The sequence below is a fragment of the Streptomyces sp. NPDC102279 genome, from assembly GCF_044766365.1.
Taxonomy (GTDB): domain Bacteria; phylum Actinomycetota; class Actinomycetes; order Streptomycetales; family Streptomycetaceae; genus Streptomyces.
Genome location: NZ_JBIWLU010000001.1, coordinates 612,444 through 624,950, shown reverse-complemented (window position 1 = coordinate 624,950; position 12,507 = coordinate 612,444). Strand labels below are relative to the sequence as shown.

At 71.3% G+C, this 12,507-nt stretch carries 13 protein-coding genes and 1 riboswitch; of the genes, 5 read left to right on the top strand and 8 right to left on the bottom strand.

Annotated elements, in window-relative coordinates; all coding sequences use genetic code 11:
* Positions 1-99: 99 nt before the first annotated feature.
* The 8 genes from ACIRQH_RS02620 to ACIRQH_RS02585 all read right to left on the bottom strand — a co-directional run bounded on the left by ACIRQH_RS02620 (position 100) and on the right by ACIRQH_RS02585 (position 8,635).
* Positions 100-1,440, bottom strand: coding sequence for an NtaA/DmoA family FMN-dependent monooxygenase (locus tag ACIRQH_RS02620; protein WP_404223816.1), 1,341 nt, complete (start codon positions 1,438-1,440; stop codon positions 100-102).
* 35 nt (positions 1,441-1,475) lie between these two features.
* Positions 1,476-2,360, bottom strand: a complete 885-nt coding sequence (locus ACIRQH_RS02615) for an ABC transporter ATP-binding protein (protein WP_404223814.1) — start codon at positions 2,358-2,360, stop codon at positions 1,476-1,478.
* Positions 2,357-3,250: an ABC transporter ATP-binding protein gene (locus tag ACIRQH_RS02610; RefSeq protein ID WP_404223811.1), complete on the bottom strand. Its 894-nt coding sequence runs from the start codon at positions 3,248-3,250 to the stop codon at positions 2,357-2,359. Before ACIRQH_RS02610 ends, ACIRQH_RS02615 begins: the two co-directional genes overlap by 4 nt.
* A complete protein-coding gene (locus tag ACIRQH_RS02605; protein WP_388865389.1) occupies positions 3,247-4,137 on the bottom strand; it encodes an ABC transporter permease in 891 nt (296 codons plus the stop codon). Before ACIRQH_RS02605 ends, ACIRQH_RS02610 begins: the two co-directional genes overlap by 4 nt.
* A 2-nt stretch (positions 4,138-4,139) precedes the next feature.
* Complete coding sequence (locus tag ACIRQH_RS02600; RefSeq protein ID WP_358822507.1) at positions 4,140-5,168, bottom strand: ABC transporter permease; 1,029 nt, start codon at positions 5,166-5,168, stop codon at positions 4,140-4,142.
* 31 nt (positions 5,169-5,199) lie between these two features.
* A complete protein-coding gene (locus ACIRQH_RS02595) occupies positions 5,200-6,774 on the bottom strand; it encodes an ABC transporter substrate-binding protein (protein ID WP_404223808.1) in 1,575 nt (524 codons plus the stop codon).
* Positions 6,775-7,265: 491 nt separating this feature from the next.
* Positions 7,266-8,204, bottom strand: a complete 939-nt coding sequence (locus tag ACIRQH_RS02590) for a DsbA family protein (RefSeq protein ID WP_404223805.1) — start codon at positions 8,202-8,204, stop codon at positions 7,266-7,268.
* Positions 8,201-8,635 (bottom strand): Rrf2 family transcriptional regulator, encoded by a 435-nt coding sequence (locus ACIRQH_RS02585; protein ID WP_356435797.1) that lies wholly within the window; start codon positions 8,633-8,635, stop codon positions 8,201-8,203. Before ACIRQH_RS02585 ends, ACIRQH_RS02590 begins: the two co-directional genes overlap by 4 nt.
* A 139-nt stretch (positions 8,636-8,774) precedes the next feature.
* Between ACIRQH_RS02585 and ACIRQH_RS02580 the strand changes: the two genes are divergently transcribed.
* From ACIRQH_RS02580 to ACIRQH_RS02560, 5 genes are all read left to right on the top strand, one after another.
* On the top strand, positions 8,775-9,284 hold the full coding sequence (locus tag ACIRQH_RS02580; RefSeq protein WP_404223803.1) for a cupin domain-containing protein: 510 nt from the start codon (positions 8,775-8,777) through the stop codon (positions 9,282-9,284).
* Positions 9,285-9,369: 85 nt separating this feature from the next.
* Positions 9,370-9,552 (top strand): hypothetical protein, encoded by a 183-nt coding sequence (locus tag ACIRQH_RS02575; protein ID WP_404223800.1) that lies wholly within the window; start codon positions 9,370-9,372, stop codon positions 9,550-9,552.
* Positions 9,553-9,904: 352 nt separating this feature from the next.
* Positions 9,905-11,005: an enoyl-CoA hydratase/isomerase family protein gene (locus tag ACIRQH_RS02570; protein WP_404223798.1), complete on the top strand. Its 1,101-nt coding sequence runs from the start codon at positions 9,905-9,907 to the stop codon at positions 11,003-11,005.
* 108 nt (positions 11,006-11,113) lie between these two features.
* Positions 11,114-11,260, top strand: a riboswitch (cobalamin riboswitch).
* A 40-nt stretch (positions 11,261-11,300) separates the two neighbouring features.
* On the top strand, positions 11,301-11,522 hold the full coding sequence (locus tag ACIRQH_RS02565) for a CbtB-domain containing protein (RefSeq protein ID WP_355879669.1): 222 nt from the start codon (positions 11,301-11,303) through the stop codon (positions 11,520-11,522).
* Positions 11,523-11,543: 21 nt separating this feature from the next.
* Positions 11,544-12,302 (top strand): CbtA family protein, encoded by a 759-nt coding sequence (locus ACIRQH_RS02560; RefSeq protein ID WP_404223795.1) that lies wholly within the window; start codon positions 11,544-11,546, stop codon positions 12,300-12,302.
* Positions 12,303-12,507: the final 205 nt, after the last annotated feature.

Here is a 12,507-nt window from a genome sequence, read left to right as displayed (position 1 = left end):
CGTCGGCCGGTGGCGGGGAGAGCCGGCCGGCCGACGGGACCGCAAGTGGAGAAGGCGGAGGAGCCGGAGAAGGTGCCGCGGGACGACAGCCGCCGGCCGCTAGTCGCTCACGAGCTGCGGCTCGCGCGTGTTGCGGTTGGCCGGGACGGGCAGGCCGAGGTTGCCGCGCAGGGTGTCGGCCGCGTACTCGGTGCGGAAAAGTCCGCGCTTCTGGAGGATCGGGACGACTCCGTCGACGAAGAGGTTCAGGTCCTCCTCGGTGCGGAAGGCGAGGTTGATGCCGTCGAAGGTGCCGGCGTCGAACCACTCCTCGATGGTGTCGGCGACGGTCTGCGGCGCCCCGACGAAGGGTGAGGTGCGGAACTGGTTGACCGACTCGGCTACCTGGCGCAGCGTCAGGTTCTGTACGTGGGCCCGCTCGATGAGCTTGGCCGCTCCTGTGCGACCGCCCTTCTCGGCGAGGTGGGCGACGTCGGGGAACGGCGCGTCCAGGTCGTGCACGCTGAAGTCGTAGGCGCCGAAGGAGCGGCCGAGCAGGGCGAGGTTGCGCCCGAAGTCGTTGTCCTCCTCGAAGATCTCCCGCTCCCGCCGCCGGGCGGCCTCGTCCGTGGCGGCGACGACCGGACCTCCGTGGATGAAGATCTTGATGTGCTCGGGGTCGCGGCCGTAGGAAGCGGTGCGCTTCTTGATGTCCGCGTAGTAATCCTGTGCCTGCTGGAGAGTGCCGCCCGGTGCGTAGATGCCCTCGGCGACCTGCGCGGCGAGGTCGCGGCCCTCCTCGGAGACGCCGGCCTGGAAGATGACGGGCTGGCCCTGCGGGGAGCGGGAGAGGTTCAGCGGGCCGGCCACTTTGAAGTGCTCGCCCACGTGGTCGAGCGCGTGCAGCTTGGCCGGGTCGAGGAAGACGCCCTGGTCCACGTCCGCGGGGAACGCGTCCTCCTCGTAGGAGTCCCACAGTCCCCGGGCGACGCGCACGAACTCCAGGGCGCGGCCGTAACGCGTGCTGTAGTCGAGGTGTTCGTCGAGCCCGAAGTTCCGGGACGTGCCGGTGTCGAAACTCGTGACGACGTTCCAGCCGGCCCGGCCGCCGCTGATGTGGTCGAGGGAGGCGAACCGGCGGGCCAGGTTGAACGGCGAGTTGTACGTCGAACTCGCCGTGCCCACCAGGCCGATGTGCCGGGTGTGGGTGGCCACCGCGGACAACAGGGTCAGCGGCTCCAGACGGTTGAGGTAGTGCGCCGGGTAGGTGGAGTTGATGAACTGGCTGTCGACGATGAACAGGGCGTCGAAGAGGGCGTGTTCGGCCGCCTTCGCCAGCCGGATGTAGTAGTCGATGTCGATGCTGGAGTTCTTCGCGACGCGCGGGTCCTTCCACAGGCCGTGCTGGCCGGGGCCGCCGACGCCGTAGGGGTGCAGGGCGAGATGGATCGTGCGGGGCATGGTGTCGGGTTCCTGTCTGTCGGGTCGGTGGCGGATCAGGAGTGCAGGAGGGCGCGCAGGGCTTCGCGTTCGGCCCGGTCGGCCGGCGCGGAGTGCAGGGTGGGCGCGGAGCGGACGAGCAGGCGCGTGTAGGGGTGCCGGGGCCGGGTGATGACGTCGCGGACAGGGCCGACCTCGACCAGTTCGCCCTGGTACAGCACGGCGACGCGGTCGGCGATGCCGGCGACGGAGCCGAGGTCGTGGGAGATGAAGACGAGGGCCACCCCGTCGTCGCGGAGTTCCTTGAGGATCTGCAGGATCTGGACGCGGTTCGCGGAGTCCAGCGCGCTGACCGGCTCGTCGAGGATGACGAGCCGCGGCTCGGTGACCAACGCCCGCGCCACCGCCACGCGTTGGCGCTGGCCGCCGGACAGCTCACCGGGCAGCCGGTCGAGCAGGTCCTCGGAGAGGCGGACCCGCGAGAGGAACGCGCGCACCCGGCGCGCGGCCTCGTCGCGGGACACGCCCGCGACGAGCAGCGGCTCGGCGAGCGAGGTCTCGACCGTGAGATCCGGGTCGAGGCTGCGGAGGGGGTCCTGGAAGACGTACTGGACGACACCGCGGCGGCGCAGGGCGCGCCACTGGCGGGGGCTGTGGGAGGTGACGTCCTCGCCGTCGACGACGACGGACCCGCCGGAGGCGCGCACCAGGCCCAGCACCGCCCGCGCCAGGGTGGACTTGCCCGAGCCCGTCTCTCCGATGACGCCGACGGTCTCACCCGGTGTGACGTCGAGGGTGACGCCGTGCAGGGCGCGGCGGCGCCGCCTGCGCAGCCCGTAGTGGACCTCCAGGTCCCTGACCGAGAGGACGGGGTCCGTGGTCCCCCCGGAGGCGGCGGTCGCGACGGACGGCTCGGCGGTGACGGCGTCGGAGGTGCTCATGCGTCCTCCCCGGGCGCGAGGAACGTGTCGAGGCCGTACTGCTCGTGTTCGGCGATCAGCAGCCGGGTGTAGGCGTGCCGCGGGTGGTGGAGCACCTCGTGGGTGGGCCCCTGCTCGACCACCTCGCCCTGGCGCATGACGAGGACCTCGTCGCACAACTGGGCCACCACGGCGAGGTCGTGGGAGACCACGACGAGTGCCAGTCCGGTCCGTTCGCGCAGGTCGGCCAGCAGGTCGAGGATCTCGGCCTGGACGGTCACGTCGAGCGCGGTGGTCGCCTCGTCGGCGATGAGGATCCTCGGTCCCGCGGCGATCGCCGCCGCGATGAGGACCCGCTGGAGCATGCCGCCGGACAACTCGTGCGGGTACTGGCCGTGGACCAGCTCCGGGTCGCGCAGGTGGACCGCGCGCAGCAGCTCCACGGCCCGGCGGTGCGCGGCCCGCCGCTTCAGCCCGGTCTTGACCCGGATGACCTCGGCGATCTGCGCGCCCACCCGGATCGACGGGTTGAGGTACGACGCGGGGTCCTGGAAGACCGCGCTGATCGTCGCACCGCGCAGTTCCGTCCACCGGGCCGGGGAGAGACCGGCGATGTCGTCACCGTCGATCTCCACCGACCCGCCGGTGATCTCGAAGTGGGTGGGCAGGATGCCCAGCGCGGCACGGCAGGTGAGGGTCTTTCCGCTGCCGGACTCGCCGACGATGCCGACGGCCCTGCCCGGGGTGAGCGTGAAGCTCACGCCGTGCACGATCTCCCGGTCGCCGGCCAGGTCGCCGATGCGGACGTCGCGCACGGACAGTACGGGAGCGGGCCGGTCGGCCGGGTGGCCCGGACCGGGGCCGGCGATCTCCTCGGCCTCGGGCAGAAGCTTCTCGGACAGGGCGGTCATCGCACACCTCCTACGGGGGCGGGTTCGGCCTCGCGGCGGCGGTTCGCGCGGACCTTGCGGTTGTTGACCAGCGCGCGGCCCGCTTCGCCGGAGACATCGCGGATCGCGTCGGCGAGAAGGTTGCAGGCCCAGACGGTGACCATGATCAGCAGGGCCGGTACGACCGGCGCCCACGGCTGGTGACTGAGGTAGCCGAGGTCCGAGGCGAGCAGCCCGCCCCAGGTGGGCGCGGGCGGCTGGACGCCGATGCCGAGGAAGGTCAGGCTCGACACGATGACGAACCCGACCCCGATGGTCTGGGCGAGGGCGACCGCGATGGGCGGCAGGACCTTGGCCCAGACGTGACGGCGCACGACCCAGCCGACGGAGGCACCGGAGACGAGCGCCGCCTCGACGTACGGGGAACGGGCGACGGACAGGGTCGCGGCGCGGGCCACACGGTAGAACAGCGGGGACACCAGCGCGCCCGTGACCAGCATCGCCTGGGTGAGGCCGTTGCCGAGCAGCGCGATCACGGCGACGGCGAACAGGAGGAAGGGCAGGGCGACGAGGGTGTCGGCGAGCCGGAGGGTGATCCATTCGAAGGCCCGGCCGAGGTAGACCGAGAGGATGCCCGGGACTGCGCCGATGGCGAGTGCCGTGAGGGCGACCTCCAGGGCTCCGAGGACGCTGACGCGTGAGCCGTCGAGGAGCCGGCTGAGCACGTCACGGCCGAGGTAGTCGGTCCCCAGCCAGTGGGCACCGGAGGCGGCGGCGAGCGTGTGGTCGCTGGTCGCCAGGGGGTTCTGCGGGGCCATCAGCGGCCCGAGCAGAGCCAGCAGGGCGACCGCGACGAGAACGGCCACGGCGATCCGGCCGGAGGCGAGGGCGAGGACGCGGCGCACCATGGTCACACCCCCCGCTGCGAGGCCGGCGTGACGCGCGCCAGCACCAGGTTGACGATGAGGTTGAAGACGACGACCAGGACGATCGACACCACGAGGACGCCCTGTACGGCCGGTACGTCGCCGGCCTGCGCGGAGTCGTTGGCGAACCGTCCGAAGCCCTGCAGCCCGAAGATCCACTCCGTCACGACGGAGGCACCGACGAGGGCGGGGAACTTCAGGCCGAGCGTGGCGAGCGCCGGCCCGAGACCGTTGCGCAGTACATGGCCGAAGAAGATCCTGCGGGGACTCAGCCCGCGGACCACCGCGCCTGTCACGTAGTTCTCGCGGTAGGCGGCGATGAGGCTGGTGCGCAACTGGCGGGCGACGTCGGCGACGACGTCGAAGCTGAGCGCGATCGCCGGCAGGGTGATGTGGGCGAGCCACGGCCCGAACGCCTGCTCCGCCGGCACGTATCCGGCGGACGGGAGCAGGTGCAGTCCCACCGCGAAGACCGCGACCAGCACGATCCCGACGACGAAGGCCGGCATCACCGAGATGACCGTGACGAACCCGGTGATCGCCCGGTCGACCCAGGTGGTGCGGCGCAGCGCCGCGAGTGTGCCGAGGGCGAAGCCGGCGACCACGCCGATGAGCAGGGCGAAGGTCGCCACCGACAGGCTCACGCCCAGGCCGAGTCCGATGAGGGTCGAGATGTCGGCGCCGTTGGTCCAGCTCGTTCCGAGCTGTCCGTGCAGGACGCCGCCGAACCAGTCCGCGTACTGGACCAGGAACGGCCGGTCGAGGCCCCACTGGGCCTCGACCCGGGCCACCGCCTCGGGCGTCGCCTCCTCGCCGAGCTGGATGCGCGCCGGACTGAGCCCGCTCAGCGACCGCAGCGCGAACGTCACGAACGTCGCGACGAGGAAGACGGGCACGAAGATCGCGATCGACCGGGCGAGGGTGGCCAGGACACGGAACAGGGTGTGCCGTGTCCTGGCCGCGGCGGCGGGAAGACGGACGTCGGGCGGGGCCGGTGCCTCCGTCGTCGTCATGGGGTGCCTCCTCTCTGTGATGGACGGAGGGTCAGTTGCCGGAGATGGTCACGCCGGTCCAGTCGATGTGGGCCGGGTTCTTCGGCAGCCCCGAGATGGACTTGCTCTTGGCGACGAGGTTGGGCGAGGAGTACGTGAAGACGAGCGCCTTGCTCTTGAGCCCCGCCCGGGTCGCCCCCTGGAGGACCTTCGTGTAGTCGGGCGAATCGAGCGGCGTCTGCCGCACCTTGGCGATGGCGGCCTCGAACCCGGCGGGCTCGTAGGGGGTGCTGAGGTTGAGCGGGCCGTCCGGGCCGAAGTGCGCGGTGAGGGTCTGCGCGGCGGAGTCACGCCCCGTCGTTCCGTACAGCGAGAACGTCAGGTCCTTCGCGAAGAACGGGGTGGCCCAGTTCTTGTCGATCTTGATGGTGATCTTGATGCCGACCTTCGCCAACTGCGCCTGGACGATCTCGGCCTGCGGGTCCTCCGCCGGGATGACCAGCTTCAGTTTGATGTCCCCGGCCTTGTAACCGGCCTCGGCCAGGAGCTTCTTCGACTTCGCGGGGTCGTACGCGTAGGCGTTCTCCGACTGGGGGTCGAAGGCCACGTACCCCTTGGGGAAGGGCTGGTTGGTCACCGAGCCGTAGCCGAACGTCAACTTGTCGACGAACTCCTGACGGTTGACCGCGTACCGCACCGCGTCGACGACCTTGTCGTTGTCGAACGGGGCCTTGTTCACGTTGAGGCTGATGTTGGACGCGTTGAAGCCGGGCTGCACGAACACGTCGAGGCCGGCCTTCTTGGCCGCGTCGGCTTGACTGGGCGCGATGTCGGCGAAGTTGTAGACGCCGGTCTGGAGTCCGGACACGACGGTGGAGGCGTCGGGCGCTGAGGTCAGCTCGACGTTGTCGATGTGGATGTTCTTGGCGTCCCAGTAGTCGGGGTTCTTCTTCAGGACCGCCTTGGTGCCCGGCACGAGCTGGGTGACGATGAACGGACCCGCGCCGACGGGGTTCTGGTCCAGTTTGCCGGGCGAGGCGGACGCCTTGGGGCTGGCGATCTGCAGGACGCGCTCGCCGAGCAGTTGGGGTATCTGGTAGTCCACCTGGCTGAGCCGGATCACCGCGTCCAGTCCCTTGGCCTCCACGGACTTGATGGAGGTCAGGTCGCCGAAGAGGGCGGAGTTCTTCTGCTTCTTGGCGCGTTCGATCGCCGCCTTCACCGCGGAACCGTCGACCGGCGTACCGTCGCTGAACTTCAGCCCGGGGCGCAGGTGGAAGGTGATCACGTCACCCTCGGCGTTGTACTCCCAGCTCTTGGCAAGATCCGGGACGGCCTTTCCGTTCTTGTCCGTGCGGGTCAACGAGGCGTACACGAGGGCGAGTTCGCGGAACTGGGCGCCGCTGCCGCCGACGACCGGGTCCCAGTGGGTGGGGAAGTAGGAGGAGGTCCACTTCAGCGCGGCCGCGCCGCCGCCGGCCGATGCGGCCTCACCGCCGCAGGCGCTGAGTGCGGGGACGAGCACGGAGGTGAGGGCGGTCCCCAGGGCCGCGGCACGGAGCCGGCCGGGCCGCCGGGCGGAGCGCAGGCCTGGTGCGGGGCTTTTGGGCGTGAGTCGTCCGGACATCTGTTTTTTCTTTCTGCGTGGGCTCCCGCCGGCGCCGGGGCGCCGGAGCGGGAGCGAGGACGGCGCGCCCCCTCGCTGACACCGCGCAGCCCGGACGGGCATGCCGGTGCGGCTTCGGTGCGCACGGAGGCATGCCGCGCTCAGGGCGTGAGGCGTCGGCGGATCGCGAAAGGGGCGGCCGGAAGGCCGGGGGAGGGAGAACGACGAGGCGCTGCGGGGACGGCGCGCGATGACGGCCATCGGGCGGCGAGCCGGTGGGAGACCGGTGCCGGTGCCGAGAAGAGCGGCGTCAGGCGCCTGGGGGCCGCGGTGGGCGGGCGGTCAGCGACAGAGAGCGCTGCAGGTGCGCCGCAGGTCCACGTAGCGGCACTCCACGCCGGGATGCGTCGTGAGCATGGGCACATCCTGGGGGCCGCGCTCGGCGGCTGTCAATGGACACCAATTGGTGTCTCATTGGGCGGGACGGCCTCTGACCGCTGATCAGAAGCCTGTCAGGGCGCCGAGGGAGGGCCCGCACCGAGGGCGGGGTGCACCGCGGCCTCGTCCGGATGCAGCCACAGGGGGCCGTTGCCGGTCTCCACGCGGACCGCCTGAGCCGGGGGCCACGGCCCGTCGGCCAGCAGGTTGCCCTCCGGGCCGGTCAGACTCCGGTACCGGGCGAGCGCCTCCTCGGGAGTCCGCGGTACGGAGTCCGTCGACGATTCCGGGCTCAACTCGTGGACGGCGGCGGCGTATTGCTCGTACGGCCGCCAGCCCGGTACGACGCGGAACGCCGCCGGGGTGCGGATCAGCAGGGTCGGCAGCGCATACCGGTGACCCCCGTCCGCGGTCTCCTTCGCGGCGCCGGGGTGCGGCGATCCGCCGGGCACGGACAGCGCCTCGCGCACCGGACGGCGTGCCTCGGCGTGGTCGGCGCGCACCGCGTCCAGCACCTCGGCCGAGGCGGCGTCGGCGGCCAGCCGCTCCTGGTCCAGGCCCGGCACGCCTCGTACCGCCGACAGCGCGAGCGGCGCGGTGTCCGCCGGTTCGCCGAGGACGAAGACGCTCTCCCGCAGCCGCCGCAGCACCCGGTCGGCCACCTCGGTGCCTTGTCGCTCGGCGGCCTTGGCGACCAGCGAGGACGGCCATGAACTCGCCGCGACCCGGCTCAGCCGAGCGGGCCCGGGGGCTCCCGTGTGCGCGCCGACCTCCTCGACGTACCGCGCGTACCAGGCGGTCTCCGCCGCCGGATCGGGCGCCGCGTCGTCGTCGTGGTCGAAGAGCAGGCAGTACACGCGGCGCCAGCGGACGTGGCCCGCGAGCCCGGCGCGCAGCCGGCGGAACACCGGCTCCGAACCCCAGGCCCACGGACACAGCGGGTCCGTGTACTCGACGACCTCGACCCCGGGGTGCCGGACGGCCTCCGCCCCGGCGGCGGGCGCGGCCGTCACGCGGCTCCCTTGTGGCTGAGTCGTTCGGCCGGCCGGGCGGGCAGCAGCGCGGACAGGGTCGTCCCGCCGAGCACCGCCGCGGCGTCCGCCTCGATCTGCCGCCACACGCCGGGCAGCCCGGCGGCGGGACCGGGGTAGTCCAGTCCGGCCAGCGGCTCGCCCCGCAGGGTGATCAGCTCGCCGTCCACGGCGCGTACGACGTCCAGCAGGGTGACTTCGCCGGCCGGCCGGCCGAGCCAGTAGCCGCCCTCGCAGCCACGCTGACTGCGCACCAGCCCCGCCCTGCGCAGCTCGCCGACGACGGACTTCAGGAACCGGAACGGGATCTGCTGCGAGGAGGCGATGGCCTCGCAGGTGAGCGGTCTGGCGGGTTCGCGGGCGAGCTCCAGCAGCGCCCGGGTGGCGTAGTCCGCCTTCGCGGAGATATGCATGCGGCCATGATGCCCGACAGGGCGCCCGGCGCGGGCGCTTCCACCGCTTCCACACCTACATTGCGGGAACATTGCCGCAGGTGAAGGACAATGGACACCTCTTGACATCCTTTTCCGGACGGCTCTAGCGTCGCCCCACATGAGCCAGCCGCTGACGACCCCCGGTGAAGGTTTCCACCCCCATCTCACGGATCGTGCGGGGCCGTCGCCGTCCCCCCTGCGCACCCGCCTGCACCACATCCGCGCCGACGCGCTCGACGGCGACACGGCGCAGAGCGGCGGCATGCGCCGCTTCGCGGCCGTCAGCGGCACCACGGTGGGATCCGAGAAGCTGTGGATGGGCCAGACCCACGTCGCCCCCGCGACTTCGTCCTCCGACCATCACCACGGCGCCTCCGAGACGGCCATCTACGTCGTGAGCGGACACCCGGAGTTCGTGTTCCTCGACGACGCGGGCCCGCAGCCCGAGGAGATCCGGCTGCGCACCTCGCCCGGTGACTACATCTTCGTGCCCCCGTTCGTGCCGCACCGCGAGGAGAACCCGGACCCGGCGGACGAGGCCGTCGTCGTCATCGCCCGCAGCACGCAGGAGGCGATCGTGGTCAACCTGCCGGAGCTGTACGTGCTGCGCACCGAGGAAGAGGCCTGACAGGAGGCGTCCGCCGTACCGGACCGTTCGTCCGCGCGCCCCTGCGCGGCCCGGTCCGGTGCCGACGGCGCTGAAGCGCCACCGCATGGCCGGGTTCGCCATGCCTGACGACGAGGGCGACCTGACCGGTGTGCCCCGCAAGGAGGGCTACGAGAAGGTGAAGTGGCTTTCCCAGGACCAGCTTTCCGAGGACCGGCTTACCAAGGAAAAGCGTCCTCGCCGCCCGCGCCGACCTCGTGTTCGCCGGCTGGAACTAGGGCTTCCGTGAGGACGACGGCTTCACCCCGGCGCCTTGAAGAAGCTCGGCAACCCGCCTACGTCCTCACCGAGTCCTGCCGCAACGGCCGTTCAGATTCCGCCCGCGGCATCGACCTGCGGACGGCGCAGGCACGCTGAACACCGGGCGTCCGGCCGTCGCCCGCCGGGTGTCCGCCGCCTGCGTGAGCGACCGGGGTACCCGGTCTCCGATGACGCCCCGCACCCGCTCGAAGGAACCGACTCACCCGGCCGTCGCGGGCGCTGAGAAGATCGTCACCGAGCTGCGCTTTCCACCCGGCCCCGGAAGGAACGAACGAGATCATGCACGACATCGTGGCCCACGGCCCGACGGAGGTTCTCCGATGAACGGCACCGAGGAACACGCCGCCGAACCCTCCGTCCTGGTGCGCACCGAGGGACGGGCCGCCCACATCATCCTCAACCGGCCGAGGGCCCTGAACGCCCTGAACCACGAGATGGTGCACCTCGTCGACAGGGCCCTCACCGCCTGGGAGCACGATCCGTCGGTCGAGACCGTCGTCATCACCGGCGCCGGAGACCGGGGCCTGTGCGCGGGCGGGGACATCCGCGTCGTCCACGACGACGCACGCGACGGGGACGGCACCGCGTCCGCCGCGTTCTGGCGCGACGAGTACCACCTCAACGCCCGCATCGCCCGCTTCCCCAAGCCGTACGTGGCCGTGATGGACGGCATCGTCATGGGCGGCGGCGTCGGCGTCTCCGCGCACGGCAGCGTCCGGATCGTCACCGAGCGCTCGCGGATCGCCATGCCGGAGACCGGTATCGGCTTCGTCCCCGACGTCGGAGGCACCCACCTGCTCGCCCACGCCCCGGGCGAGCTGGGCACCCATCTCGCCCTGACCGGCACGTCGGTCACCGCCGGCGACGCCCTGCTGTGCGGCCTCGCCGACCACTTCGTCCCGTCGGCCGCCCTCCCCGCGTTCCTCGCCGAGCTGGCGGACCGGCCCGTACGGGAGGTCCTGGCCCGTCACACGCGGCAGCCGCCCCACGCCCCGCTGACGGACTGCCGCGAGTGGATCGACACCTGCTACCCGGCCGACACCGTGGAGGAGATCCTCCGGCGGCTGGACGCCTTCGGGGATCCCGCGGCCAAGGAGGCGGCGGAGACACTGCTCAGTCGATCGCCCACCGCGCTGAAAGTCACCCTGGCCTCGCTGCGCCGGGTCCGTCGATCGGGCCCACTGGAAAACGTCCTGAACCAGGAGTACCGCGTCTCGTGCGCGTTCCTGACCGCTCCCGACCTGGTGGAGGGCGTCCGGGCACAGATCATCGACAAGGACCGCGACCCGCGCTGGACCCCGGCCACCCTCGCCGAGGTGACCGACGCGGACGTCGAGCGCTTCTTCGCCCCGCTCGGCGAACGCGAACTCGGGCTCGTGGTAACCGGTATCGCCACGGAGGCGGGCGGAGCGGGCGCGTGACGGCTTCAGCCGAACGCCGGGGCCGGGTGAGCCGTTCACCCACCGCCCCCGCCGACCGGCCACCTGGTGCGAGAGGAAGATCACGCCAGGTGGGGCGGTCTTGGCCATGTACTCGCCACGCGGTACGGTCGGTCAGATATCGATGACGTCAGGACGGAAGCCGGTGGGAAATCCGGCACGGTCGCGCCACTGTGAACGAGACGCTCCAGCACGCTGGACGCCTCGCAAGTCAGACCCGTAGGCGTCATCCAGTGCACCACCGAGATGGGACGCGAACTCCCGAGGAGGTCCTGCCATGGCGCAGACCGTCGCCCAGCCGACAGCCACCACCCCCGTAGTACCCGCCAAGTTGCCGCTGAAGGCGATTGCTCCCTGGGCGGTCTTCTTCGGCATCCTGATGCTGGTCCTGCTCTACTTCGTCGGCGCTGAACAGGGCGCCACCGCCGTCGTCTCGGGCGAGAACGTCCACGAGTGGGTGCACGACGCCCGCCACCTGCTCGGCTTCCCCTGCCACTGACGCGAGGGACAGAGCACACTCATGAACTCCGCAACGGTAAGAAACCTGCTCGTGCGCGGCATGCTCGCCGGCCTCGCGGCCGGCGTGCTCGCGCTGGTGGTCGCCTACTTCCTCGGTGAACCGAGCGTCGACAGCGCCATCGGCTTCGAGGAGGCGCACGCACACGCCCACGAGCACGAGGTCGAACTCGTCTCCCGCAGCCTGCAGTCCACCGCCGGCCTGGCCACCGGTGTCCTGCTCTACGGCATCGCCTTCGGCGGCATCGCCGCGCTCGCCTACTGCTTCGCCCTCGGCCGCGTGGGCCGGTTCGGAGCACGCGCGACCGCTCTCCTGCTGTCGGGCAGCGCACTGCTGGCCGTCTACGTCGTGCCCTTCCTGAAGTACCCGGCCAACCCGCCGTCGGTCGGCGACCCCGACACCATCGGCAAGCGGACGACCCTGTACTTCCTGATGATGGTCCTCAGCGTGCTGCTGGCCGTCGCCGCCACCATCCTCGGCAAACGGCTCGCTCCGAGGACCGGCACCTGGTACGCGACCGTCGTCGCGGTGGCCGCCTTCGCCGTCGTGATCGGCCTGGCCTACGAGTTCCTGCCCGTGATCAACGAGGTCCCCAACGATTTCCCGGCCACCCTGTTGTGGCGGTTCCGGCTCTCGGCCCTGGCCATCCAGACCGCTCTGTGGGGCGGATTCGGCCTGGTCTTCGGTGAGTTGGCCGAGCGCCTGCTGAACCCGAAACCCGCAGCCGTCGGTTCGGGGCGGTCGGTCCCGGCCGCGAGCTGAGACCCCGGCAACGCGAAGGGGCTCCCACACACCCGTGTGTGGGAGCCCCTTCGCGTTGCGCGGGGCTTCGTTCGTCCCTCGCATCCGGTCGACGCGGGGCGATCCTTATCGGTCAAAAGTGGACCACTGGTTCCTATTGAGTGGAATTAGGCATCTTCCCAGGTGAAGGCCGTCAATGCTGGCTAGCGTGTCTCCCTGGCTCGGC